Annotated in this window: 23 protein-coding genes and 1 pseudogene; 11 read left to right on the forward strand and 13 right to left on the reverse strand. The window is 59.1% G+C overall.

The window, feature by feature from the left end; translation table 11 throughout:
- The first annotated feature begins 184 nt into the window (after positions 1 to 184).
- Complete coding sequence (locus BLO80_RS04980) at positions 185 to 559, forward strand: terminase (RefSeq protein WP_072408369.1); 375 nt, start codon at positions 185 to 187, stop codon at positions 557 to 559.
- An 11-nt stretch (positions 560 to 570) separates the two neighbouring features.
- Here the strand turns inward: BLO80_RS04980 and BLO80_RS04985 are convergent, their stop codons facing one another.
- The 3 genes from BLO80_RS04985 to BLO80_RS04995 all read right to left on the reverse strand — a co-directional run bounded on the left by BLO80_RS04985 (position 571) and on the right by BLO80_RS04995 (position 2,685).
- Entirely contained in the window at positions 571 to 1,368 is a 798-nt protein-coding gene (locus BLO80_RS04985) for an acyl-CoA thioesterase (protein ID WP_092327119.1), read from the reverse strand.
- Between the two features lie 174 nt (positions 1,369 to 1,542).
- The gene (locus BLO80_RS04990; protein WP_092197651.1) at positions 1,543 to 2,304 is read right to left on the reverse strand and encodes a CHAD domain-containing protein; all 762 of its coding nucleotides are present in this window, start codon (positions 2,302 to 2,304) and stop codon (positions 1,543 to 1,545) included.
- Positions 2,305 to 2,394: 90 nt separating this feature from the next.
- Positions 2,395 to 2,685 carry a hypothetical protein gene (locus BLO80_RS04995; protein ID WP_092327121.1) on the reverse strand — a complete coding sequence of 97 codons (291 nt, stop codon included), beginning with the start codon at positions 2,683 to 2,685 and terminating at the stop codon, positions 2,395 to 2,397.
- A 207-nt stretch (positions 2,686 to 2,892) separates the two neighbouring features.
- On the opposite strand from BLO80_RS04995, the gene BLO80_RS05000 reads away from it, so the two are divergent.
- A complete protein-coding gene (locus BLO80_RS05000) occupies positions 2,893 to 3,930 on the forward strand; it encodes a patatin-like phospholipase family protein (protein ID WP_092327122.1) in 1,038 nt (345 codons plus the stop codon).
- A 117-nt stretch (positions 3,931 to 4,047) separates the two neighbouring features.
- On the opposite strand, the gene BLO80_RS05005 is transcribed toward BLO80_RS05000, so the two are convergent.
- The 6 genes from BLO80_RS05005 to kdpF form a co-directional block, all read right to left on the reverse strand.
- Positions 4,048 to 4,746, reverse strand: a complete 699-nt coding sequence (locus BLO80_RS05005) for a response regulator (RefSeq protein WP_092327124.1) — start codon at positions 4,744 to 4,746, stop codon at positions 4,048 to 4,050.
- A 64-nt stretch (positions 4,747 to 4,810) separates the two neighbouring features.
- On the reverse strand, positions 4,811 to 7,462 hold the full coding sequence (locus tag BLO80_RS05010; protein ID WP_092327125.1) for a sensor histidine kinase: 2,652 nt from the start codon (positions 7,460 to 7,462) through the stop codon (positions 4,811 to 4,813).
- Positions 7,463 to 7,594: 132 nt separating this feature from the next.
- Positions 7,595 to 8,140, reverse strand: coding sequence for a potassium-transporting ATPase subunit KdpC (gene kdpC / locus BLO80_RS05015; RefSeq protein WP_092252890.1), 546 nt, complete (start codon positions 8,138 to 8,140; stop codon positions 7,595 to 7,597).
- A 204-nt stretch (positions 8,141 to 8,344) separates the two neighbouring features.
- On the reverse strand, positions 8,345 to 10,399 hold the full coding sequence (gene kdpB / locus BLO80_RS05020; RefSeq protein WP_092327127.1) for a potassium-transporting ATPase subunit KdpB: 2,055 nt from the start codon (positions 10,397 to 10,399) through the stop codon (positions 8,345 to 8,347).
- A gap of 10 nt (positions 10,400 to 10,409) precedes the next feature.
- Positions 10,410 to 12,104 carry a potassium-transporting ATPase subunit KdpA gene (gene kdpA / locus BLO80_RS05025; RefSeq protein ID WP_092327128.1) on the reverse strand — a complete coding sequence of 565 codons (1,695 nt, stop codon included), beginning with the start codon at positions 12,102 to 12,104 and terminating at the stop codon, positions 10,410 to 10,412.
- 8 nt (positions 12,105 to 12,112) lie between these two features.
- Complete coding sequence (gene kdpF / locus BLO80_RS05030) at positions 12,113 to 12,202, reverse strand: K(+)-transporting ATPase subunit F (protein WP_003218754.1); 90 nt, start codon at positions 12,200 to 12,202, stop codon at positions 12,113 to 12,115.
- A gap of 396 nt (positions 12,203 to 12,598) precedes the next feature.
- On the opposite strand from kdpF, the gene eat reads away from it, so the two are divergent.
- Together eat and BLO80_RS05040 are read left to right on the forward strand one after the other, a co-directional pair.
- Entirely contained in the window at positions 12,599 to 13,963 is a 1,365-nt protein-coding gene (gene eat, locus BLO80_RS05035; RefSeq protein WP_072408386.1) for an ethanolamine permease, read from the forward strand.
- A 119-nt stretch (positions 13,964 to 14,082) separates the two neighbouring features.
- A complete protein-coding gene (locus BLO80_RS05040; RefSeq protein ID WP_003183831.1) occupies positions 14,083 to 14,250 on the forward strand; it encodes a DUF2897 family protein in 168 nt (55 codons plus the stop codon).
- A 167-nt stretch (positions 14,251 to 14,417) separates the two neighbouring features.
- Here the strand turns inward: BLO80_RS05040 and BLO80_RS05045 are convergent, their stop codons facing one another.
- The 3 genes and pseudogenes from BLO80_RS05045 to BLO80_RS05055 all read right to left on the reverse strand — a co-directional run bounded on the left by BLO80_RS05045 (position 14,418) and on the right by BLO80_RS05055 (position 17,138).
- Positions 14,418 to 15,269, reverse strand: coding sequence for an urea carboxylase-associated family protein (locus BLO80_RS05045; protein WP_092327130.1), 852 nt, complete (start codon positions 15,267 to 15,269; stop codon positions 14,418 to 14,420).
- A gap of 15 nt (positions 15,270 to 15,284) precedes the next feature.
- Positions 15,285 to 15,467, reverse strand: a pseudogene (locus BLO80_RS05050) (GntR family transcriptional regulator); the annotation flags it as partial.
- 27 nt (positions 15,468 to 15,494) lie between these two features.
- Complete coding sequence (locus tag BLO80_RS05055) at positions 15,495 to 17,138, reverse strand: hypothetical protein (RefSeq protein ID WP_256574120.1); 1,644 nt, start codon at positions 17,136 to 17,138, stop codon at positions 15,495 to 15,497.
- Positions 17,139 to 17,568: 430 nt separating this feature from the next.
- Between BLO80_RS05055 and BLO80_RS05060 the strand changes: the two genes are divergently transcribed.
- From BLO80_RS05060 to rffA, 7 genes are all read left to right on the forward strand, one after another.
- Entirely contained in the window at positions 17,569 to 18,531 is a 963-nt protein-coding gene (locus BLO80_RS05060; RefSeq protein ID WP_256574121.1) for a glycosyltransferase family 2 protein, read from the forward strand.
- A gap of 2 nt (positions 18,532 to 18,533) precedes the next feature.
- The gene (locus tag BLO80_RS05065; RefSeq protein ID WP_092327133.1) at positions 18,534 to 19,430 is read left to right on the forward strand and encodes a DapH/DapD/GlmU-related protein; all 897 of its coding nucleotides are present in this window, start codon (positions 18,534 to 18,536) and stop codon (positions 19,428 to 19,430) included.
- On the forward strand, positions 19,427 to 20,056 hold the full coding sequence (locus BLO80_RS05070) for a hypothetical protein (RefSeq protein ID WP_139196911.1): 630 nt from the start codon (positions 19,427 to 19,429) through the stop codon (positions 20,054 to 20,056). The genes BLO80_RS05065 and BLO80_RS05070 overlap by 4 nt, the downstream gene beginning before the upstream one ends.
- A 29-nt stretch (positions 20,057 to 20,085) precedes the next feature.
- Positions 20,086 to 20,478: an acyl carrier protein gene (locus BLO80_RS05075; RefSeq protein ID WP_175459448.1), complete on the forward strand. Its 393-nt coding sequence runs from the start codon at positions 20,086 to 20,088 to the stop codon at positions 20,476 to 20,478.
- 126 nt (positions 20,479 to 20,604) lie between these two features.
- Positions 20,605 to 21,567, forward strand: a complete 963-nt coding sequence (locus tag BLO80_RS05080) for a lysylphosphatidylglycerol synthase transmembrane domain-containing protein (RefSeq protein ID WP_092327138.1) — start codon at positions 20,605 to 20,607, stop codon at positions 21,565 to 21,567.
- A 15-nt stretch (positions 21,568 to 21,582) separates the two neighbouring features.
- Positions 21,583 to 22,335: a class I SAM-dependent methyltransferase gene (locus BLO80_RS05085; RefSeq protein ID WP_092327139.1), complete on the forward strand. Its 753-nt coding sequence runs from the start codon at positions 21,583 to 21,585 to the stop codon at positions 22,333 to 22,335.
- Positions 22,336 to 22,349: 14 nt separating this feature from the next.
- Complete coding sequence (gene rffA / locus BLO80_RS05090; RefSeq protein WP_092327141.1) at positions 22,350 to 23,489, forward strand: dTDP-4-amino-4,6-dideoxygalactose transaminase; 1,140 nt, start codon at positions 22,350 to 22,352, stop codon at positions 23,487 to 23,489.
- A 103-nt stretch (positions 23,490 to 23,592) separates the two neighbouring features.
- Here rffA and BLO80_RS05095 read toward each other — a convergent pair whose 3' ends face one another.
- Positions 23,593 to 23,925 carry a ComEA family DNA-binding protein gene (locus BLO80_RS05095; protein WP_092327142.1) on the reverse strand — a complete coding sequence of 111 codons (333 nt, stop codon included), beginning with the start codon at positions 23,923 to 23,925 and terminating at the stop codon, positions 23,593 to 23,595.
- Positions 23,926 to 23,984: the final 59 nt, after the last annotated feature.

Here is a 23,984-nt window from a genome sequence, read left to right on the forward strand (position 1 = left end):
ACAAAAGTTTGTGAGCCCGACAGACCGCATGTGGGAGCGAGCTCGCTCGCGAAGAGGCCAGTACAGTCAACTCAAATGTAACCTTTGAAACGCTATCGCCTCGATAACCAACCTCGATTCGCAGTCGCCCTGACAGGCACCTATTCTTCAAGCATAAGTGCACACGAATCGAGGGAATAGCATTATGGGCAAACGTCACCCCAATCTTCCAGCCTGGCAATGGCGCGCCTACCCCGACAATCATCGCCACCCCACCAACCTGGTGTTGCACCTGATTGCCGTGCCGCTGTTCATCATCGCGTTTCTGCTGATTGTGACGGGCGTGTTCAGCTTGAGCCTGGGGGACATCGCCATCGGCGTCATCGGCCTGCTCGCGGCACTCGGCCTGCAGCGTCACGGACACAGCCTGGAGGCCCAGGCCTCCGAGCCGTTCAGCGATCGCAAGGATGCCGTGTCACGCCTGTTGGTGGAGCAGTTCCTGACTTTTCCGCGGTTCTTTCTCAGCGGTGGCTGGTGGCGCGCCTGGCGTGATCGCCACCGTCACCACCGTAAACCTTAGCCGAAGCGGCCTCACCCAAAGATCGTTACCGTCTGCCGGCTCAGGGCGATCAAGCGGCCATCGGCGCTCCAGAACTTCGCGGCAACATGGCCGTAGCCGTCCTGGGCATGTTCGATCTCGGCCAGGTATTTACACCAGTCCAGTGTCGTGAGGTCCAGCAGCGGCTGGACGAACTCGATGGTCCACGTGAGCGTGCTGCCCGGGGCCATTTGCGAGAGGTGAGACAACAACGCCGGGGGCCAGGCGTCCACCAAGGCCAGGATATGGCTTTCGTTCAGCGGTTCCTCCTGCACATCGCCGCGCAAGCGCACCCAACCGCCCATGCTCCGGGATTTATTGCCGCTGAATGGCACGCCGCCAACGCTCCAGCGCATCGCCAGGTGCCGCATGAACTCCGGGGTCATGCCCTTGATGTAAGGCAACTCCTGGGATTGCTCCACGCTCTTGAATTCCGGTGCGGGATCGGCCAGCACCGCCACCACGGACGAGCGCGAGGCCCCAAAGCTGCCTTGCACCACGGTCACCACCTGACCGTTCTGCACCGCGCGCCCCGACACTTGGCTTACCGCCTTGCCTTCTCGCAACACGTCGACTTCGAAACTGACCGGCACGTCGGGCTCGACCGGGCCGACGAAGGTAATCGCCAGGGAACGCACCGGGCGATCCGCCGGCACTTGGGCACGCATCGCCTCATATTGCAGCGCCGCCACCAACCCGCCAAAAGTGGCCCGGCCCTGGCCCCACTCCGGCGCGATGGTCACCGCACCTGGCTGCCGGCGCACGGCATCGATCAACTCGGAAAAGCGCATGACGACCTCGAAAACGGGGGGAAAAGGATGACGGCATCTTAACCAGCCCAGGCAGGGCGGCACAGGGCTCATTCCGGCCAAAGAGGCTGACAGAAAAGCCGAGGATCTCGAATCCAGCCCCACCCCACTGTGGGAGCGAGCTTGCTCGCTCCCACAAGGGGAAATGGGGTGGATTCAGGATTTTTCGAAGCAACTGGCAATCAGCTTGTCGAGCACCTTGTCGGACTTGGCCTCGGCCTTTTCCATCGTGGCGTGCCAGGTGGGCACGCAAGCCTGCAGATCGGTTTCTTCCTTGGCCCTGGCCAGCCATTGCCAGCAATCGTGCCAGTCGCCCAGCGCGCCCTGGGCGGACTTGAGCCGTGGCATGGCGGCTTCGGGCAGGCGGTCGAGCTCAGGGTAAGCTTCGATGGCGTAGCGCACGCGCTTGATCAGCAGGCGCAACCGATGGCGGTCATGGGCGGGATCTCGCAGGGCTTCGCCGAGTTTCTTCCACTGTTTGTCCAGGCGCTTTTCGATGCGTTTGCGCAAGCCCTTCAGCAGCCCCTCACGCTGGGCGGCGCGAACGAAGCGCGGGAAGGCATCGAGCATCATCAGCAACTGGGCCAGTTCAACACTCGCGGCCACGGCGGGATAGGCATCGGCCATTTGTATCTGACGTCGCCGCGCCGCCTCGGCCAAGCCATGTTGTTCAAGGTAAGCCGCCAACACCTCCCGGTCGCGCAGGGGCGTGGTCAGGGTGCCCACCGCCGAAGCCGCCGTTTCCAGTTGTTCGACACCGGGCAACCCACGCAGCGGACGAAGCAGGCTGCGCAAACGGCGTACCGTGGTCCGCAGGTCATGCAGCGCTTCGCTGTCGGTGTGGGCATTCAAGCGGGCCTGACAGGCCAACAGGCGGACTTCCAGGCCCAATATGCGGGCCACCAGCCGATCGATCATGGAACGTACTCCGTACGCATCTTTGAGCTGCAAGCTGCAAGTGGGAGCAGCGGGTATCGCCCTCTTGCAGCTTGTAGCTTGCGGCTGCCTTTATCGTCCCGCGCGGGATTCGCGGATGTAGAAACGCGCCTTCTCGGCTTTCTTGGTGCAGCCTTCGAACGCTTCGAATTGCTGCTGGGTCTTGGCGCCCGTCAGCAGGGACAAGGCCTTGGAGTAGCTGACGGTGCCGGCAAAACCTTCGGCCTTGGCCAGGTCCAGTTCATGCCAGGCGCTGTCGAGCTGGCTGCCGCAACTGTCGCGGTAAGCGGTTTTACCTGCGCAACCGGCCAGGGCCAAAATCATCAAAGATGCCACCAAAGGCAGGCGGATCCGAGCTTTCATCAATAACACCTCAGGTCAGGTCAACAGTCGTGCTGTTAAGACGGTGGCAACGGCGAAAAGTGCCTTGCTTGACCGCGTAAATTCAAGTGTGGCCGAGCATACGCAAATGCCGTCGCAGCGTGTCAAAAAACGACGTCTGCACCACAACGATTGAGCCGAGCCGTCGATGAGTGCATTGTTGAAGTCTGTTCGACAAGAGGCCGGGTCATGACAAAACGTGTCGCATTGGTATTGGGCTCGGGTGGCGCCCGGGGCTATGCCCATATCGGGGTGATCGAAGAAATCGAACGACGTGGCTACGACATTGCCTGCGTCGCCGGCTGCTCCATGGGTGCTGTCGTGGGTGGGATCTATGCGGCGGGCAAGCTCGATGAGTATCGCAACTGGATCGAAAGCCTGGATTACCTGGATGTCCTGCGCCTGGTGGACGTCAGTTTTCGCCTGGGGGCGATCCGCGGCGAGAAGGTCTTTGGGCAGATCCGCAAGATCGTCGGCGAGCTCAACATCGAAGAGCTGCGCATCCCCTACACCGCCGTCGCGACCGACCTGACCAACCAGCAGGAAATCTGGTTCCAGGAAGGCTGCCTGCACCAGGCGATGCGTGCCTCAGCGGCGATTCCCAGCCTGTTCACACCCGTGATGCAAGGCAATCGCATGCTGGTGGATGGCGGCCTGCTCAATCCGTTGCCGATCGTGCCGGTGGTGTCGAGCCACTGCGACTTGATCATCGCGGTCAACCTCAACGCCACCAACCAGAAACAGTACCGATTACCGGTGATCCCGCGCCCCGCCGCGTTCAGGCGCCGCTTCGACACCCTGGTCAGTTCCCTGGGCTCGCGCCTGCCGTTTCGCCGCAAGCAGGCCGAGCAGTTGTTGCTGCTGGAACAGGAAGCCTTGAAGGCCGAGGCCGCCGAGATCAACCCGTGGATCGACTCGGCCGAGCCCGAGGGCCAACAACCGGCTGCCGCGCCAGAGAACGAAGGCGCACCGAAATCCGCCACCGGTTCATTCATCATCGATAACGTCGGCCCGGCTTCGTTGCTGGACTTGATCAACCAGAGTTTCGAAGTGATGCAGACCTCGCTGGCCCAGTACAAGATCGCCGGTTACCCGCCGGATGTGCTGATCAACGTGCCGAAACGGGTGTGCCGTTTTTTCGAGTTCTACAAGGCGCCGGAGTTGATCGCCTTGGGGCGGGAGATTGCCAGCGATACCCTGGATCGCTATGAGCGTGAACAGAACTAGGCATTTGCGCTGGCTGTGGGGGCCTCATCGCGAGCAAGCTCGCTCCCACACTGAATCTGTGGTGGACCCTGTGGGAGCGAGCTTGCTCGCGATGGCGGTGGCCCGGACAACACAGAACTAAAGCCCACCCTCCCCCAACAACCGATACCCCACCCCCGCCTCGGTCACGATGAACCGCGGCCGGGTCGGGTCGTCGGCCAGCTTCTGGCGCAGGTGACCGACCACGATCCGCAGGTAGTGACTGTCGTCGGTGTGGGTCGGGCCCCAGATGTCCTTGAGCAATTGCTGCTGGGTGATGACCCGCCCCGGGTGCCGCGCCAGTTGCGCCAGGACGGCGTATTCCTTACGGGTCAGGGCCACTTCGGTGCCGTCCAGCAGCACCCGTCGATAGGCCAGGTCCACCGTCAGCGGGCCGAACTTCAGCGCGGCTTCCTGTGGCTCGCCGGCCGAGGCCTGGCGCAACAAGGCGCGAATGCGGGCGAGGAATTCCTGGATACCGAACGGCTTGGTCACGTAATCGTTGGCGCCGTTGTCCAACGCCTCGACTTTCTGCGCTTCACTGGCCCGCACCGAGAGCACGAGCACCGGCACCGTCGACCATTGGCGAAACTCGCGCAACACCTGTTGGCCGTCCATGTCCGGCAGGCCCAGGTCGAGCACCAGCAGATCGGGCTTGTTCAGCGCCGCTTGGGCCAGCCCTTCGGCGCCGGTGCCGGCTTCCAGCACCTTGTAGCCCTGGGAGCTCAAGCTGATGCGCAAGAATTTGCGGATCTGCGGTTCGTCATCGATGACCAAAAGGGTCGCGGTCTGGCTCATGGGGTTCGTTCGTTGCAATCCAGTGGAAAGGCACGCAAGTGACAAGAGAGTATCTCAGCCGGGCTCAAGCTTCATCGTCCATGCCCGGTTGCGCCTGCAACGGCAAGTGCAACGTGATGCAGGTACCGCGTCCGTCGAGGCCATCGGCCACGCTGATTCGCCCGCCGTGGGCACCGACCATGCCCTGGCAGATCGCCAATCCCAACCCAGTGCCCTGCCCGCCCCGATCACCGCGCGCGGCGGTGTAGAACATATCGAAGATTTTCTCCCGCTCCTCTTCAGGAATCCCGGGGCCTTCATCGGCCACGGCAAAAAACACCTCATTGGCGGTCGCCCCGGCGCTCAGCAACAGGCGTCCTTGGGCTGGCGAGAACCGCGCCGCGTTTTCCAGCACGTTCACCAGGGCCTGCTCGATCAACGCCGCGTGAACATACAGCAAGGGCAATTCAGCCGGCACCTCGACCGTGAGCGCCAGGGGCGCCAACACCGCTCGCAGGCGATTCAGCGCACTGCCAACGATGTCGGCCGGTGCCACCCAGTCCCGCGCCAGCTTCAGGGCGCCGTGGCCCAGGCGAGTCATGTCCAGCAAGTTCTGGATGTAGCGATCCAACCGCTCGGCTTCATCGCGGGTGCCTTCGAGCAGCTCGCGACGATCGGCCAGCGGAATCGCCTCCCCCAGCGCCAACAAGCTGTCGATGCTGCCGCGCATGGCGGTCAGCGGTGTGCGCAGATCATGGGACACGGAAGCCAGCAACGCGCTGCGCAGTTGCTCGGTTTCGCCATGCAGACGCGCCGCTTCCAGGTCCTGGGCCAGTTGCGCCCGAGCCAGCGCCTGGGCCAATGGCTGACTGAGGGCCGCCAGCAAACGGCGGCGCTGACCACTCAGGGCCTGGCCTTCTTTCGGGCAGACACCCAGCAAGGCCAGCGGCCCGCCCTCCGCCGACAACGGCCACCACCACCAACGCCCGGAGGGCAGTGTCCCGGTGCCGGCGCCGGCCGACTGATCGTGCTGCCAGGACCAGTCAGCCGCCGCGCGCTCGGCCTCGGTGAGGGTCAACGGCTCACCGCTTTCGACCTTCCAACCGCCCTGGCTGTCGCGGTCGAGCAGGCAGAGCTGCAAGTCGTGCCAACCGTTGAGGTGCTGCGCGGCGGCGCTGATCACGGCCTGGCGGTCGGTGGCGGCAGTGAGTTTGCGGGACAGGTCCAGCAGTTCGCCGGTTTCCTGTTGGGTGTCGCGCAGGGCCTGCAACTGGCGGCGCTGGCGAGCGGCCAGGTTGCCGGTCAGGGCCGCCATGAGCAGGAAAAACACCAGCGTCAGCACGTCTTCTTCGCGCTGGATGGTCAGGGAAAAATTCGGCGGGATGAACAGAAAATCGTAGGCCAGGAACGACAGCGCCGCGCAGGCCAGCGCCGGGCCGAGGCTGCTGCGGACGGCCACCAGCAACACCGCCATCAGGAACACCAGGGAGATATTGGGCAACGCCAGCAATCCCGAGATACCCCAGGCCAATGCGCTGGCAACCATGGTCGCCAGCAACGCCAGCACATAATCGAACCTGGTCTGGACGGCGCCTGAGTGCACGCGGGCGGGGCGCGGTTGCTCATCGCTGTCCAACACATTGATTTCCAGGCCCCGGGCATCGCGCAGCAGGCGCGAAGCGAGGCCGCCGCCAAACAGCCGTCGGCGCAGGCGCGGCCGGGACTGGCCCACCAGCACCAGCGTGGCGCGGCGTTCGCTGGCGTGCTGGATCAGCGTCCTGGCCACCTCGCCGGCCCGCAGCAGCACCACTTCGCCGCCGAGGCGTTCAGCCAGTTGCTGGGCATTCTGCAAGCGCTGGCGTGAGGCTTCGTCACGGGCGCTGCCGTTGTCCACGTGCACCAAGCTCCACGGCAGATGCCGACGCTGGGCGACGCGGCTGGCATGGCGCACCAGGCGTTCAGCCTGCACATCACCGTCCACCCCCACTAGCAAACGTCCGCGCACCGCCGGCGCGGCCTGGCCCAGTTGCCGATAGCCCAGGGCCAGATCATTGTCGACCTGGGCGGCGGCGGTCTGCATCGCCAGCTCACGCAACGCGGTCAGGTTGGTCTGGGAGAAAAACGCATCGATCGCCGCCCGGGCCTGTTCCGGCACGTAGACCTTGCCATCGCGCAGACGCTCCAGCAGCTCACGGGGTGGCAGGTCTATCAGCAGCAGTTCATCGGCGTCCTGCAGGACCCAGTCCGGCAACGTCTCGCGTACCTGCACGCCGGTGATGCCGCGTACTTGGTCGTTGAGGCTTTCCAGATGCTGGACATTGACCGTGGTGTAGACGTCGATGCCCGCCGCGAGCAGTTCCTGAATGTCCTGCCAGCGCTTGGCATGGCGGCTGCCGGGGGCGTTGCTGTGGGCCAGTTCGTCCACCAGGACCAGGTGCGGCCGGGCGGCGAGCAAGCCGTCGAGATCCATTTCCTCGAGCATCACGCCGCGATATTCCGAGCGCACCAACGGCTGCTGCGCCAGGCCGCCGAGCAGCGCTTCGGTTTCGCTTCGGCCGTGGGTCTCCACCACCCCGGCGATGACCGTCACGCCTTGGCGCAGTTGGGTGTGAGCCGCTTGCAGCATGGCGTAGGTCTTGCCGACACCCGGGGCCGCGCCAAGAAAGACCTTGAGCCGGCCACGGCCGTTACGGGGCAGATTGGCTAACAGTGCGTCGGCGCGGCCGGAGTCGCTCATGCTGGGGATTCTCTTGTTTCGGATAGGTTCAGTCCCCCTGTGGGAGCGAGCTTGCTCGCGATAGCGGCAGCTCAGCGAACATTGATGGTGACTGATACACCCTCATCGCGAGCAAGCTCGCTCCCACAGGTTCTACAGTTTTTCCAGGGCCAGGTTCAGCGCCAGCACATTCACCACCGGTGGGCCCACCAGGGGTTGCTCGGTGTTGTCGTCGAGCAATTGCTGCAAGGTCGAGGCCGGCAGGTTGCGCGCGGCGGCGACACGCGCCAGTTGATAGGCAATTGCCGCCGGAGGCAAGTGCGGATCCAGCCCACTGCCGGAGGTGGTCAGCGATGCCAGCGGCACCGGGCCCTGACCAGGCACCTGAAGCTTGCGGGCGTCATCGATCACTCGTGTGGCCAGGGCCGGATTGCTCGGGGAGAAATTGCTCGCACCGCTGGCGACCGTGGCGAAGGCACCGGCCGATGGCCGTGGATGAAACCAGGCATCGCCGGTGAAGTCCTGGGCGATCAGCGTCGAGCCACGGACCTTGCCGGCGGCATCGACGATCAGGCTGCCGTTGGCTTGGGTGGGAAAGGCGACTTGCGCCACGCCGGTGACCACCAGTGGGTAGGCGACGCCGGTGATCAGGCTCATCAGCAATAACAGGCTCAAGGCCGGGCGAATCAGAGTGGACATTTCAAAATCCTCGAATCAAAAAATTTATCGTGGCGAGGGAGCTTGCTCCCGCTGGGCTGCGAAGCAGACCCAAAACCAGCCCCAGCTGTGTGTCAGGCTGGTTGCAGTCAATTTCCTGGGGGTTGCTTCGCAACCCAGCGGGAGCAAGCTCCCTCGCCACAAAACCTCTCTTGGCACAAAAAATCTGTGCGCCGAACATCAGGCTCAAACCAGGTGCAACGCCGTCAGCAACATATCGATCGCCTTGATCCCCACGAACGGCACCACGATCCCGCCCAGGCCATAGATCAACAGATTGCGCCGCAACAGCGCCGCCGCGCTTGCCGCTTGCACGCGCACGCCGCGCAGGGCCAGAGGGATGAGCACGACGATGATCAAGGCGTTGAAGACAATGGCCGACAGAATCGCGCTCTGCGGGCTGCTCAGGTGCATCACGTTCAGCACGCCGAGCTGTGGATAAATCGACGCGAACAGTGCCGGCAGGATGGCGAAATACTTGGCGATGTCGTTGGCGATGGAAAAGGTGGTCAGCGCCCCACGGGTCACCAACAGCTCCTTGCCGATCTGCACCACGTCCAGCAATTTGGTCGGGTCGCTGTCGAGGTCGACCATGTTGGCCGCTTCCCGCGCGGCCTGGGTGCCGTCGTTCATCGCCATGCCGACATCGGCCTGGGCCAGGGCCGGGGCGTCGTTCGCGCCGTCGCCGCACATGGCCACCAGCCGACCGTCATTTTGCTCGTGACGGATACGCGCCAGTTTTTTCTCCGGCGTGGCCTCCGCCAACACGTCGTCGACACCGGCCTCGGCGGCAATCGCGGCGGCAGTCAGCGGGTTGTCGCCGGTGACCATCACCGTGCGAATCCCCAGCTTGCGCAGCTCGGCAAAACGCTCACGGATGCCGGGCTTGACCACGTCCTTGAGATGGATAGCGCCGAGCAGCTTGCCGTCCGCGCACACCAGCAACGGCGTACCGCCGCTCTGGGCGATCTTGTCGATCTCCCGCGCCAGGACCGGCGGCAACTCATTGCGTGCAAGGCCGATGAAATCCAGCAACGAGTCCACGGCGCCCTTGCGATAGATGCGCCCCTGATAGTCGACCCCGGACAGACGGGTTTCGGCACTGAACGGCACGGCCGTGAGTGCGTCGACGCTCGGCTCAGGCTGTGGGTGCAAACCTCGCAGGTATTCGACGATGGACTTGCCCTCGGCCGTGTCGTCAGCCAACGAGGCGAACAGCGTACCTTCGGCCAGCTCCTTGGCACTCACACCCGGGGCGGCATAGACCGCCGTACAACGCCGATTGCCAAAGGTGATGGTGCCGGTCTTGTCCAGCATCAGCACATGCACGTCCCCCGCCGCCTCGACCGCACGGCCGGATTTGGCGATCACGTTCAGGCGCACCAACCGGTCCATCCCGGCGATGCCGATGGCCGACAGCAGCCCGCCGATGGTGGTGGGAATCAAGGTGACCAACAGCGCCACCAGAAACACCAGCGGCAGGCTGGCGTTGGCGAAATGGGCGAACGGTTGCAGCGTCACCACCACCAACAGGAAGATCAGCGTCAGGCCGAGCAGCAGGATATCCAGCGCCACCTCATTCGGCGTTTTCTGGCGCTTGGCGCCTTCGACCAAGGCGATCATGCGGTCCAGGGTGGACTCGCCGGGATTGCTGGTGATGCGTATCAGCAGCCAGTCGGAGACCAGCCGCGTATTGCCGGTGACGGCCGAGCGATCGCCGCCGGACTCGCGGATGACCGGCGCCGATTCGCCGGTGATCGCCGCCTCGTTGACCGCAGCGATGCCTTCAATCACCTCACCGTCGCCGGGGATCATGTCGCCGGCCTCGACACGCACCACATCGCCTTTGCGCAGACGGGTGGCGGGGACTGTTTCGAACCCGCTGGCAGTCTGGCGACGTGCGTTGAGGCCTTCGCTGCCGGCCTTGAGGCTGTCGGCCCGGGCCTTGCCGCGCCCTTCGGCCAAGGCTTCGGCGAAGTTGGCGAACAGCACGGTGAACCACAGCCACAGTGCAATTTGCGCGGCGACAAAGGTCGGCACCGTAGTGTCGGGAATGAAACACAACACGGTGGTGAGGATCGCGGTCAGTTCCACCACCAGCATCACCGGGGCACGGTGCAATTGGCGAGGATCGAGCTTGACGAAGGCTTGCACCAACGCTGGCCGCCAGAGGGCCGACAGGTGGGTCTTCGGTTGTTCCGGCGCCTTGGCGGCGACGGTTTTGCTCATCGGCATATTCATCATCAGATCCTCAGAAGCCCATGCTCAAGTGTTCGGCAATCGGCCCCAGCGCCAGGGTCGGCAGGAAGGTCAAGCCGCCCACCAGCAGGATGGTCACGGTCAACAAGGTCACGAACAGCGGGCCATGGGTAGGAAAACTGTTCTGGCCAATCGGCGCGGTTTTCTTCAAGGCCAGGCTGCCAGCCAATGCCAGCACCGGCAGGATGTAGCCGAACCGGCCGATCAACATGCCCAGGCCCAGCATCAGGTTGTGGAAAGGTGTGTTGGCACCGAACCCGCCGAATGCCGAACCGTTGTTCGCTCCCGCCGAGGTGTAGGCGTACAACAACTGGCTGAACCCGTGGGCCCCCGGGTTGCTCACCGCGGCGGCAGGCCCGGGCAGGCTCGCGGCGACGGCACCCAGCACCAGCACGCTGACGGGCATCACCAGCAGGGTCGCCACCAACAGTTGCACCTCTCGGGCACCCAGCTTCTTGCCCAGGTATTCCGGGGTGCGACCGATCATCAAGCCGGCCAGGAACACGGCGATCAACACATTCAACAGCATGCCGTAGAGCCCGGCCCCGACGCCGCCGAAGATCACCTCGCCGACCATCATGTTCACCAGCGCCACCATGCCACTGAGCGGGTTGAGACTGTCATGCATGGCGTTGACCGAGCCGTTGGACGCAGCCGTGGTCGTTACCGACCACAGCACCGTGGCGGTGGTGCCGAAGCGCGTCTCCTTACCTTCCAGCGGCGCAGTCTGTTCGACGGCGGGGTCGTTCAGGGCCGGGTTGGGCTGGTATTCGGCCCACAGCGACGTCGCGCCACCGATCAGGAACAGCGCCAGCATGCACGCGATGATCGCGCGACTCTGACGCAGGTCCTTGACGTAATGGCCGAAGGTGAACACCAGCGAGGCGGGAATCAGGATGATCGACGCGAGCTCGAACAGATTGCTCCAGGCCGTCGGGTTTTCGAACGGATGCGCCGAGTTGACGCCGAAGAAACCGCCGCCGTTGGTACCCAATTGCTTGATCGCGATCTGGCTGGCGGCCGGCCCCAGCGGGATGACCTGGTCGGCGCCCTGCATCGTGACCCCGTGGACATAGTGCGCGAAAGTCTGCGGCACGCCCTGCCAGACCAGGAACAACGCCAGCAGCAGGCACAACGGCAACAACCCGTAGAGGGTGGCGCGGGTCATGTCGACCCAGAAATTACCCAGCGTCGTGGCGGACTTGCGCCCGATCCCGCGACACAGCGCCACCAGCACGGCCAGGCCGGTGGCGGCACTGACAAAGTTCTGTACGGTCAGGCCGACCATCTGGCTCAGGTAGCTCAGGGACGCTTCACCGCTGTAGGACTGCCAGTTGGTGTTGGTCATGAAACTCACGGCCGTGTTGAAGGCCTGGGTCCACTCCATGCCGGGCAGTTGCTCGGTATTGAGGGGCAGATGTCCCTGCAGCAGCAGAATCGCAAACAGCAACACAAAACCCGCCAGGTTGAACGCGAGCATGGCCAGGGTGTATTTCTGCCAGCTCTGCTCAGCGCTGGAATCGACACCGGCCAGGCGATAGCAACCGCGCTCCACCGGGCCGAGGATCGGGGAAAGCCAGGTGCGCTGGCCTTCCATCACCCGGTAGTAAAAACGCCCCAGAAACGGTGCCGGAATCAGCACCAGGGCGAAGAAGGCGAGGATCAGCCCGTAGTCATAACCGTGCATAGCCGCTCCTAGTTCCGATCGGCGCGCAACAGCGCAACCAGCAGATAAATGAACAGCGCCACTGCCAGCAGCAGCGACACCCCGTCCAGAACACTCATGGGATTTCTCCGTGGTACGGCGTCGTGCCGTGTGTGGGGTGATTGTCGGCAGGGAGGCTGTAAAGGAACGAGATCGGACGGGGGCTTGGGGGATAAAGAAAGTGTAAAAAATGAGGGATTGGTTGGCAGGGCTGGCCCTATCGCGACAAGCTCGCTCCCAGATTTTGGTCTGTTGTGAATACAGAATCTGTGTCCACCCTGTGGGAGCGAGCTTGCTCGCGATGAGGCCCGGACAGGCGCCGACGCTCTGAACTGGGGCACAAAACCAGACCATCCGGCAGCGAACATCCCCGATACGACACGATTTCACCCATTACGACCGCCCCCGCCACAATGGCACGACCACTGCACTGCCCCTCCCCCAGCGCTTTTGCTATGGATCGAGGGGAGCCACCGATGAACACACAACTCAAACCCACCCTGGGCACCCTGCATTTATGGGGCATTGCCGTCGGCCTGGTGATTTCCGGCGAGTATTTCGGCTGGAGCTATGGCTGGGGCGTGGCCGGGACGCTAGGTTTCCTGGTGACGTCCTTCATGGTGGCGGCCATGTACACCTGCTTCATTTTCAGCTTCACCGAGCTGACCACCGCCATTCCCCATGCTGGTGGGCCGTTTGCCTACAGCCGTCGCGCCTTCGGCGAGAAAGGCGGATTGATTGCAGGGCTGGCGACGCTGATCGAATTCGTCTTCGCGCCGCCGGCCATTGCCCTGGCCATCGGCGCCTACCTGAATGTGCAGTTCCCGGCGCTGGACCCGAAACACGCGGCGGTCGGCGCCTATATCGTGTTCATGGGCCTGAACATCCTCGGGGTCAAATTGGCGGCGACGTTCGAGCTGATTGTCTGCGTCCTGGCGGTGGCCGAACTGCTGGTGTTCATGGGCGTCGTCGCCCCGGCATTCAGTTTCAGCAGCTTCGCCCTGAACGGCTGGGCCGGTTCGGATGTGTTTGGCGCCCCAGCCATTGCCGGCATGTTCGCCGCGATTCCCTTCGCCATCTGGTTCTTCCTGGCCATCGAAGGTGCGGCCATGGCCGCCGAAGAAGCCAAGGACCCGAAACGCACAATTCCCAAGGCTTACATCAGCGGCATCCTGACCCTGGTGTTCCTGGCAATGGGTGTGATGTTCCTGGCCGGCGGCGTCGGCGACTGGCGCACCCTGTCGAACATCAACGATCCCTTGCCACAAGCCATGAAAACCGTGGTCGGCGAAAGCTCCGGCTGGTTGCACATGCTGGTCTGGATCGGCCTGTTCGGCCTGGTGGCGAGTTTCCACGGGATCATCCTGGGCTATTCGCGGCAGTTCTTCGCCCTGGCCCGCGCCGGCTACCTGCCCGCCTCCCTGGCCAAACTGTCACGCTTCCAGACCCCGCACCGGGCGATCATCGCCGGTGGGCTGATCGGCATTGCCGCGATCTACAGCGACGGCTTGATCAACCTCGGCGGCATGACCCTGACCGCGGCGATGATCACCATGGCCGTGTTCGGTGCCATCGTCATGTACATCATGAGCATGCTCAGCCTGTTCAAATTGCGTAAAACCGAACCCAACCTGGAACGTACTTTCCGCGCACCGGGTTATCCGATCGTGCCGGGGATCGCCCTGTTGCTGGCGCTGGTGTGCCTGGTGGCGATGGCCTGGTTCAACGCACTGATCGGGCTGATCTTCCTCGGGTTCATGGCAGTGGGCTTCGTCTATTTCATCCTCACCGCACAACTGCGTGCGGACGCGCCCGCCGATGCGATGCTGACCGGGCTTTAAGGTGAAGCCGGCCGAACGGGCGTAATATTGAACCACCGCGAACAACCTTCGCTCATAAGTGGTAGGTGCGATGGATCGGCGAATGTTCGTCCGTCCATCGCGCCATCAAGGAGAGCCCTATGCCCTGGTATGCCTGGTTGATTCTGATTGTTGCAATCGGCTCGATCGTTGGTGGTCTGATGATGCTGCGCGACACCGCCAACAAGGTCGAATTGACGGACGAACAGCGCAAGCGTGTTGCCGAGCGCAACGCGGAAATGGATGCGAAAGAAGCCAAGGACCGTTAACCGCGGCCTCACACCGATCTCGTGGCGAGGGAGCTTGCTCCCGCTGGGGCGCGAAGCGGCCCCTCAAACCTGCCGACGCGGTGGGCCAGGCTGATTGAGTCATGATTTGGGGGCTGCTGCGCAGCCCAGCGGGAGCAAGCTCCCTCGCCACAAGAGCGCCTGCTGCATCACTTTTCCCAATCCGCCTTGGCGATGTGCAAGCCATGCATCCCGTTGTACGCCGCCCGCTCAGGCTGGCTCCAGCCTTCCAGCAATGAATCCTCCAACCGATAGATCTCCACCCCCAGCGGACGACAGACGCTGAGAGGATCCTGCGCATCCGGCCCCCACATCGCCAGCGACAGGTCACCCCCCGGGCAGGTGGACAGTGCACACAACAGATCGATCTCGGCAAAGAATTCCAGGTAATCACCCTTCTGCGCCGGACAGGCCTTCATGAAGTACATGTCGTCATGGTTGAGCCCGGTGCACTGGAAAATATTCAGCACGTCGTGCACGTCGAACTCCGTCAAGCCGTGGGGCAAGACCGCACGGGTCAGGTTCGAATGGCAGTGATGATGGAAATCCTCGCCGGTCAGCATCTTGTTCACGTATGGATCACAGCGCGTACCCAGCAGATCGTGCAGTCGTCCGCCATGCTCATCGATGCCGTAGCCGGCCAGGCTGTCATCGGTGATGGTCACCAGCGGCCGCAGGAATGGCAGGTTAGACCACAACCGATCATGAGTGCTGACGTGGGCACCCTGAAGCTGCCGCGTGCGCGCCGCCCACAGGCGTTCTCGCGGGTCGTGGGCGTTCCAGACGTTGAAGTCTCCCACCTGAGGCCCCACCGGGGTGGTGACGCGGAACACATGACCGGCGGGTACGTGCCAGGCGCGGCCGGTGCGGATAGGCACCTCGAACTGTTCGATCAGGGTGCGCTTGTTCTGCTGGGTGCGGATGCGGTCGTAGAAAGGCTTGTCCACCTGCAGGGCTGAACCTTTGCTGACCTGATAGGCGGCTGGGTAGTCTTTGTACATAGCGCGGGTCCTTGATCAGTGGTGATAGGTGGGAGTCAGCAGTTGCTCGGAATCGTCGAGACAAAGGCTCATGGCTTCGTGAGCCGCAACTTTGTCGCCTTCGGCCAGCGAATCATGGATATACCGGTCACGGGCCAGCCAAGGTGCCTGGAAACACGCCTCATCAGGCGCGGAGCCAGACACCAGGCGCAGGTGTGCGGGCGATGTAATCAAAGTCAGTATCAGTCAGAGCTTATCGAAATTGACACAGCAATAACCTTTATCATCTTTTTCCTGCGCGCCCCTGAACGGATACGGTACCCATTCGCACCGGGTGATCAGCCCTGGACTGTTCAATCCTTTTAGAAACGGCAACAACCTGCCATTACTCAAGTCGCCGCCATAACCAGTTTCGGACACATAAAGCACGTGGATCGGTTGCTTATCGCGCAGGTAGGCAAAGTATGTCATGTGATCAACGACGACATTCTCTGCTGACTGCGCAGGAATATTGCATGACGCCCCCAACTTTGTTATTGACTCCAAATGAGGTTGTACACCAAACACCGGAATCGACAGTGGTTGCCCAGGCAAGCTTGACTGGGTAAAAGCTGCATTGCCAACGAGGCCTGGCGTAACGAGTACCGATAATGTTACCAGCGACGCCATCGCCAGGATCAATAGAAGTGAATAAGCTGCCAATACAGATGAGTTGTTCAGCTTTGCTGCGCGCCGGGTATGCATCAATAAAGCCGCTATGATGATGGAGACAGGCACGAATTGAACGCCTGCGTAGAAATTCTGGATATTGTAAAAGAATGCGTTGATCACATTTGCCCCGGCCAACAATAGCGCCAACACCACCGGGACAGTGATTCGTCGGCGAAATATTTGTAAACAAAACACCAGAATACTTAGAACGTGAGTTGCGACTATAAATGCGTACAGGACGTATTCAATAGCCAAATTAAGGTATGGCAACGCTCCAAAGCTAACCGCCATGGGAGGCAGCCAACCGGATTGGTACGTGGCATTAAATGTCAGATGCGGCAACATCCGCTCAGGAAAGCTTATTAAATTGTTATAGGCAGCATTGATGAACTCAAAGGGAGCACTGAACAACATGCCCGGAAATAGGGTATTGGCCGCTAACATCTGTTGAATATGCGAAGCGTCCTGGCAGCCCCCCAGTGCACTGAAATACAGGAAGACTTGAATGCATAGGGCAAGGACGAATAGCAGCAGGCCATAGCGAACTACTTTATGGTAGGTAGCCGTCGCCGACCAGACGGCTGCCAGCGCGAACGGCATGTAAAACAGGCTTTTGGGATGGGCATAGAAAAAGAAAGACAGCAAAAAGGCTAACCCTGCCGCCATTACCGCTTGGGCACGTGGAGACTTTCCTTTCTTCAAGAACAGTGCAGCCAAACAGAGCACCAGAATCGCCAGCATCAGAAGATGCTCCGGACGCGACATAACCCACAAAAAAGGCAAGACACCCAGTGACGCCACTGCGACTAATCCAGCAAAACGCTGGAGCCCTGCTCCCGAGTCGTGCGCTTGGCGCAAACACCAATAAGCCAGCAAACCGAACCAGATCAGCGCCAAAACAATACCGCTTACCCGCAGGCCAAGCGGCCCCAGGTGGGCATACACGGCCGACAGCAACATCGCCGCAGGATAAAATATCCAAGCGACCGCTCGCCCGGCGGTAGCCGTGCATTGTGGAAACAAGGTAACCGCATTGCCCTCCTCAAGAAAAAGGCGCGCAATTCTGAACTTTGTTACCACCTCATCGGAATAGATCGGGAGAAATATCCCACTCAGTAATACTGCAAAAAATAATATCAGGTGAAGGATCTGGATTTTTCTTATTACCGCTTCTCTCATTAATCAACATCCGGTCAAATCAAGATGAACTGTCCATCTTCGTCAATAGAGGCCTACTCGTCGGCGTCGATGATAGCCGAATCCCGACATCATGTGTCCGTCGAGCCCCACTGTTCAGCGTGATGTCCATTCGAGGTAACGCTTCGAACACCAAGGTGGCCCTCTCCAATTGAAGAGCATCGTTCCCCGTGCCGTGACACCATCTCCTCCATGGCTTAAAATCGCTCCTTTTTTACCGAAGATCCACTGAGGTTCCATCAAATGCCTGCTTGAAGTCTAGCGACGCCGGCGACTGGTAAAGCCTGATGCCCCACCCAATCGGTCGCAACATGGCGTGCACGGCCAAGCGGAAAGCAACGAATCTACAAGCCCGTAACATCCATGCAGGAAGCATCGGCAGCCTGTGTCATCGTTCAATCCAATGGTCAGGATGAAACTCAAGGTGATCGATAGAACCGTTTCAGTTAGCTTGGTTGTACCCGTTTATAGGAGCATGAGTACGCTCCCAGAGTTTTACGCACGCGCACAAGCAGCCCTTGGGCAGATTTGCGACGACTGGGAGATCATTCTGGTAGACGATGCGAGCCCGGATCAGACGTGGTTTGTCGCACTCGCGCTCCACGAACAGGATCCGCGGGTCAAAGCCATTCGCTTCGCAAAGAACAAAGGGCAACAACACGCCACCCTGTGTGGCATCAGCTACGCGTGCAAACGCTATGTCGTGACGATCGACGATGACCTGCAGTGTTTTCCTGAAGACCTGTCACTCTTCATCGACCAGCTTCAGGCTGGCAAGCATGTCGTAATTGGCAAGATACCGATGGCCGAAAAACAACACAGTGCCTGGCGTAACGTGGCCTCCTGGCTTAACCAGAGGCTGGTCAGCAAGGTGTTGGGCAAACCAACCGATTTCGGCCTTTCGAGCTACAGGGCGATGAGCCAGCAAGTGGCGAAACAGCTGGCCAGTTATCAAGGGTCACATCCCCATATCGCCGCGATGTTGTTCAACTCGGTGCCCATCAGCATGATGGCGAATGTGACCATCCGTCACGCACCGCGCGCCGACGGTGCCCCAAGCACCTATACCCTGGGCAAGATGTTCAAAACGCTGTCATTTCTTATCATCAATTATTCGCTCCTGCCATTGCGCTATGTGGTGATCTGGGGCTTCATGGTCAGTGCGTCGAGCATTCTCTTCGCTGTATACGTGCTGCTGCGTACCCTCCTGACTGATCATATCGTGCCCGGCTGGGCGTCACTTGCGATCCTCGTATCCTTTCTCGCCGGTAACATACTCCTGGCTTTGGGCGTACAGGGAGAGTACCTCGGGAGGCTGGTAGAAAATGCAACTCATCTTAGCCAGTTCCCCATTATCGAAGAGCGTGTGGATTAATAATGACCTCCACCTACCGAGTCATGGATTATTTTCCGGTCGAAGATATTCTGAATAGCGGTTTCTTTACGCACCTCGACGAAATTGAAGCACAGACACCGGGCGCACTAGTGTACTGTCAGAATATTCATTACCTGCACAAAGCGCTGGCTGTCGGCAATGTGGCCTGTATTCTGTGCCCCGAAAACCTCAAAGATGAAATACGGCAAACAGAAAAAACAATTGTATTCTGCATCGACCCTCGCACATCCTTTTTCCGTCTCTACAATAGTTTCAACCAAGACACTGGATGCGCAACTTTGCGTCCCCCCTTCATCGGAGACAACTGCAGGCTACACCCCAGCGCCGTTATCTCGCCATTGGCCAGACTGGGCAATAACGTCGAAGTTTCAGCGAATGTTGTCATTGAAGGCCCTGTCGAGATCGGAGACAACGTTTTCATTGGTTCGAATGCCGTGGTGGGCGCTGAGGGCCTCATCACCCTGCGCAACGGCGACGGCACACTGATGATGGTCAAGCATCAGGGTGGTGTACGCATCGGATCGGGCTGCCAAATACTCGCTGGCGCAGTGATCGCGCGTTCGTTGTTCCAGCAACCGACCACCATCCACGATAATTGCCAGATTGGCATCATGAGCAATATTGGTCACGGCGCGGTGATTGGCGAAAATTGCGTGGTATCTGGCAACACCGTGGTCGCCGGGCGCTCTCGCTTGGGAGCAGGCGTATGGGTCGGTGCCTCCTGCTCCATCGCCCAGGGTCTGGTAATCGGGGATGCGGTACAAATAAAAATGGGCTCGGTGGTCATCAGCGACATCGCATCACATAGCGTTGTGTCCGGAAACTTCGCGATAAATCATAGGGCGAACATGACGGCCCATCTGGGGAAACTGAAGTGATGCACTCCACCAAGCTTTCATTGGGCTTCAAGGGCGAACGGACTTACATACAGGGAGCCGACATGCTCTGTGCCACGATGCAATCCATTAGGGATCATGCGCCGGACGCACGGATCGAAAAGCTCGACTTCAAAATAGGCACAATGACCAACCATTTGCTTAGCTGTCACTGGTGGCCAAGGTCCACCCCCCAGGCGCCAGCGGGTAAAGATATCGCCAGCTTCACTTTTCACCTCGACGGCGTTGAGCATGAAGGCAAATTGATTCAAGCCGAAGGTCTTGCCGAAACTCGACGCGCCTATGACGAGTCGCTGGTCAACAGCAACAGTCGTTATTCTCCCGCCAAGCATTCGATTGGCTTGACGAACATGCCAGAAGACTTTTCCTCGATAGAGGTATTGGTATCGCTGAACAAGGCGTTGCATCTGAAAGAGCTGTGCCTACCCAATGGCAGCCAGTGGGTTTTCTGTCGCTGGGAAAGCCCTAAGTGGCCGCTGAGCCATGACTTGGGCGGGGTAGAACTGACGATCGAACAAACCCTGGGCACTCGATTGAGCCGTACTCGCATCGAACTCGGTGCGGAACAGATCGGAATCATCTACTTCAGCGCCCTCAACGTCGAATGACGGCTGCCTGGGAAAAGGTCGCGAGTTGTATGCAGGACAACCCCGCGACCGCTTGGATTGTGGCAAAATTCTCGGCCTTGAGCTTCGTGCCCGCCGCGAACTCGCCTGTCACCCGTTGCGTCACTAATCCCGGCCAAAATCCTGACCGGGATGACACCAGAAACCAGCACAAGGAAACACCCACCGTGCCAACAACAAAAGAAACGATCATCGAACTCATCAGCAAGGCCAATGTTGTAGCTGACGCCTCGTCATTACGTGATAACCTGAAGTTGATCGACCAGGGAATTGACTCCATGGACATTTTCGCCATCATGCTTGCGGTCCAGGATCATTACCAGATCCAGATACCCGACAGCGATATTGAAAGCCTTCAAACATTAAATGATCTGGTCAACTATATAGACTCAAAACAATCATAAGCGGTACGCTCATCATTCAAGGTGAAACATCGTGCAAACGACCACCCTGCACTTTCACCCACTGCACAGGCAACTTCATCTGTGTTTAGCGAAGTGTTCGCCTTCCTCAAACATTGAGCCGCCCGCATGCCTGCAACGATTTTAAAGCTGATTTTTGCCATTCTAATCTGCGTCTTCCTGGCAAAAACACTGGATATCCAGCTAGCATCATTAATTGATGATATTAAAGCATGGCATTATCTTGCGTTGGCTGCGGGCATCCCCCTGACGCTAAGCTCGTTTTTTTCCATCAGTCGCTGGCAAGTTTTTTTACGAATTAACTCAATTGACGAAGCGTTACCTAGTCTATGGAAGATGAGCTTGGTCTCTCAGTTCCAAGGCTTGGTCTTTCCCTCGTCACAAGGCGGAGACGCTTTTCGTATGTTCCATATCGAACAGCGTCATCCGGATAAGCGGGGAATGGCAGGCAGTACCGTCATCATTGAAAGGATGATGGGTCTATTGGTGCTATGCGCTCTCACCCTTTGCGCTCTACCTTTTCTACCGAGCTCAGACGACTATACTACTCTCATCATTACCGTTCTCGTTATCAGTTGCATCGCTATAGGCACACAATTTCTATTCAGCAGTAGAAAAATCTATGCGCTCTATAGCCATCTCGCCTTCCAGAACTCGCTGCTGTCTCGCCTATTAGGATATATAGAAAAACTTCACGCCAGCACGGTTAGCTTTCCCTATCAACGGGCGCTTAAAAGCTCTTTGCCCTATATTTTTTGCTATCAAATATCTCTGATATCGGTGGTCTATCTGGTATTTCGAGCGTATGGCTACGATATCCCCTTCGTTCAACACTTCGCGTTATATCCTATCATTGCTATCCTGACCATGGTTCCATTAACCATCGGCGGGCTCGGCGTGCGAGAAGGTTTTTTTGTATATTTTTATGGTTTGCTAGACGTACCGGCCAACGTAGCCGTAGGCGCTTCCCTTGCAAATTACACACTAATGGTACTAATCCCCGCCGCTTGCGGAGGAATTATTTATTTGTGGGATACCATTCGGGACAATCGCCTGAAGCGCACTCATTAACAGAGAACCTGGTCAATGAACTCAGATCGTACCCCGTTTCCTAAGTCCGCCTTCGAAGTCCTTGCCCTGGCTGAAGCACGCCATTGGTGGTTTCGAGCCCGCAACCGCGTAATTATGTGGGTACTGAAATCTCGTATCGACAACATTCACAATTTTCTGGAAATTGGTTGCGGGACTGGCTTTGTGCTGGAAGGAGTCCACCAGGAGTACCCCGAGGCAGCCCTTCATGGAACTGAGTTTTATGAAGAAGGCCTGGCGCATGCACGTCGACGGTTACCCGGGGCAAACTTTGAAAGGCTGGACGCGCGCACCATGGCCGATGTAGGACGATTCGACGTGATTGGCGCTTTTGATGTCATCGAGCATATAGAAGAAGACGAGCAGGTCCTGACGAATCTTTCACGCGCGCTGCACGAAAATGGTCATTTATTGCTGACTGTTCCCCAACACAAATGGCTTTGGTCTGCAGCTGATGAACGCGCCTGCCATGTACGCCGCTATACTCGCCGCGAACTGGTCGCCAAGGTGAAAGATGCGGGTTTTGAAATTCGATACGTGACATCTTTTGTCAGTTTTCTTGTTCCCTTGATGTGGCTGGCCAGGCAGCGCCCTGGACAAAAGGATGCAGAAGTAAACAGCGAGTTCAATGTTTCCGAGCGAACCAATCGGATCTTGGAATTCGTCATGAAGATAGAGCTTGGTTTTTTGAAGGCAGGTATCACGCTCCCCTTCGGGGGCTCGCTCCTGTTGTTAGCTAGAAAACAATAATCCGGAGACATGCAGTGAGCGACTTTAAAATCCCCTTTAATCGCCCTTACATGACGGGTAAAGAGCTTTACTATATCGCCGAAGCCAAATTCCTCAATAAACTCTCTGGTGACGGCCCCTTCACTCGGCGCTGCCATCAGTGGCTGGAACAGTATAGCCATAGTGAAAAAGTATTATTGACACACTCATGCACTGCGGCCTTGGAAATGTCCGCGCTACTGCTGGATATTCAACCTGGGGACGAGGTCATCATGCCATCCTACACATTCGTTTCCACCGCTAATGCATTTGTGTTGCGCGGCGGGATACCCGTGTTTGTGGATATCAGAGAAGACACCTTAAATTTGGACGAAAGGTTAATTGAAGCCGCGATTACACCTCGCACCAAGGCAATCGTTCCGGTTCACTACGCTGGCGTTGCATGCGAAATGGACACGATAATGGAGATCGCCCTCCGGCACGGCCTCTCTGTTGTGGAAGATGCTGCTCAGGGGGTCATGGCCTCGTATAAAGGAAGAGCTTTAGGCAGTATCGGTGATTTAGGTGCGTATAGCTTCCATGAAACCAAGAACGTAATTTCCGGCGAAGGCGGCGCGCTATTGATTAACAACCCGGCAATGTCATTGCGCGCCGAAATCATTCGCGAGAAAGGTACGGACCGAAGCCGCTTCTTCAGGGGGGAAGTCGACAAATACACTTGGCAGGAAGTTGGATCTTCCTATCTGCCAGGGGAGTTGACCGCCGCGTTTCTTTGGGCACAGCTGGAAGAGGCACAATCGATTACACAGAATCGCCTGAATAGCTGGAACCGCTATCATCAGGCGCTCGAGGGGCTTGAGTTGACAGGCGCGGTGCGCCGTCCGGTCATCCCGGCAAATTGCACACACAATGCGCACATGTATTATGTTTTGCTTGCTCCCTGCATCGACCGCCAGCGCACGCTAGATAAACTCAAGCTCGACCATATTTATTCGGTGTTCCACTACGTACCGCTACATTCCTCGCCAGCAGGACAACGTTACGGTCGTACCCATGGCGCGATGACAAATACAGATACCATGTCGGAACGCTTGATCCGCCTGCCACTCTGGATGGGACTGAGTGAGGACCAACTCCCCCATATCGTCGACTCGCTACAGCGCGCCGTTTCCTGAAAAGATGCGCGTGCGTGATGAGTTTGAATGTTTTTGTGTAGCGCTAGAACGGAATGCAAAAAAGGCCGGTCATCGAGACCGGCCTTTTTCGTTTATTTAACCCTTATCTCACTTCCAGTTTGTCGCGATTCCTATCCACGATAGCCTTGCCAATTCCCTTGACCTCTAACAACTCCTCAACCGACGAAAACGCCCCATTACTCTCACGATAAGCGACAATCGCCTTGGCTTTAGCCTCTCCTACCCCCAACAGCTCCCGTTGCAAAGTCGTGGCATCGGCACCATTAAGATCGATCTTTACGCGTTGAGATGTGCCCACCTCAATGGCCTGTTGCGAGGCTACGGTTTCCAATTTGGCGGCGGGTGCAGCGACAGCAGCGATTGAGGCGCCTGTCAGAAGGGCAAAAACCAAGGAATAGAAATAGCGTGTACGCATCAGTGAAGCTCCATGACATCGTTAAGAAAGGAACAGCTTTTCCGAAGCTGCCTCTCAAA

The sequence above is a fragment of the Pseudomonas sp. NFACC56-3 genome, assembly GCF_900100025.1.
Lineage (GTDB): Bacteria > Pseudomonadota > Gammaproteobacteria > Pseudomonadales > Pseudomonadaceae > Aquipseudomonas > Aquipseudomonas fluorescens_AA.

Coding starts and splice junctions, on each gene's coding strand:
- BLO80_RS05010 (WP_092327125.1), bottom strand. CDS start 7,462: ATGAGCGACTCCGGCCGCGCCGACGCACTGTTAGCCAATCTGCCCCGT.
- BLO80_RS05075 (WP_175459448.1), top strand. CDS start 20,086: ATGCAGGACAACCCCGCGACCGCTTGGATTGTGGCAAAATTCTCGGCC.
- BLO80_RS05055 (WP_256574120.1), bottom strand. CDS start 17,138: ATGAGAGAAGCGGTAATAAGAAAAATCCAGATCCTTCACCTGATATTA.
- kdpA (WP_092327128.1), bottom strand. CDS start 12,104: ATGCACGGTTATGACTACGGGCTGATCCTCGCCTTCTTCGCCCTGGTG.
- BLO80_RS05095 (WP_092327142.1), bottom strand. CDS start 23,925: ATGCGTACACGCTATTTCTATTCCTTGGTTTTTGCCCTTCTGACAGGC.
- kdpB (WP_092327127.1), bottom strand. CDS start 10,399: ATGAATATGCCGATGAGCAAAACCGTCGCCGCCAAGGCGCCGGAACAA.
- BLO80_RS05060 (WP_256574121.1), top strand. CDS start 17,569: ATGAAACTCAAGGTGATCGATAGAACCGTTTCAGTTAGCTTGGTTGTA.
- BLO80_RS05005 (WP_092327124.1), bottom strand. CDS start 4,746: ATGAGCCAGACCGCGACCCTTTTGGTCATCGATGACGAACCGCAGATC.
- BLO80_RS05080 (WP_092327138.1), top strand. CDS start 20,605: ATGCCTGCAACGATTTTAAAGCTGATTTTTGCCATTCTAATCTGCGTC.
- BLO80_RS04980 (WP_072408369.1), top strand. CDS start 185: ATGGGCAAACGTCACCCCAATCTTCCAGCCTGGCAATGGCGCGCCTAC.
- BLO80_RS05000 (WP_092327122.1), top strand. CDS start 2,893: ATGACAAAACGTGTCGCATTGGTATTGGGCTCGGGTGGCGCCCGGGGC.
- BLO80_RS04990 (WP_092197651.1), bottom strand. CDS start 2,304: ATGATCGATCGGCTGGTGGCCCGCATATTGGGCCTGGAAGTCCGCCTG.
- kdpF (WP_003218754.1), bottom strand. CDS start 12,202: ATGAGTGTTCTGGACGGGGTGTCGCTGCTGCTGGCAGTGGCGCTGTTC.
- BLO80_RS04985 (WP_092327119.1), bottom strand. CDS start 1,368: ATGCGCTTTTCCGAGTTGATCGATGCCGTGCGCCGGCAGCCAGGTGCG.
- BLO80_RS04995 (WP_092327121.1), bottom strand. CDS start 2,685: ATGAAAGCTCGGATCCGCCTGCCTTTGGTGGCATCTTTGATGATTTTG.
- BLO80_RS05085 (WP_092327139.1), top strand. CDS start 21,583: ATGAACTCAGATCGTACCCCGTTTCCTAAGTCCGCCTTCGAAGTCCTT.
- BLO80_RS05065 (WP_092327133.1), top strand. CDS start 18,534: ATGACCTCCACCTACCGAGTCATGGATTATTTTCCGGTCGAAGATATT.
- kdpC (WP_092252890.1), bottom strand. CDS start 8,140: ATGTCCACTCTGATTCGCCCGGCCTTGAGCCTGTTATTGCTGATGAGC.
- BLO80_RS05045 (WP_092327130.1), bottom strand. CDS start 15,269: ATGTACAAAGACTACCCAGCCGCCTATCAGGTCAGCAAAGGTTCAGCC.
- eat (WP_072408386.1), top strand. CDS start 12,599: ATGAACACACAACTCAAACCCACCCTGGGCACCCTGCATTTATGGGGC.
- BLO80_RS05040 (WP_003183831.1), top strand. CDS start 14,083: ATGCCCTGGTATGCCTGGTTGATTCTGATTGTTGCAATCGGCTCGATC.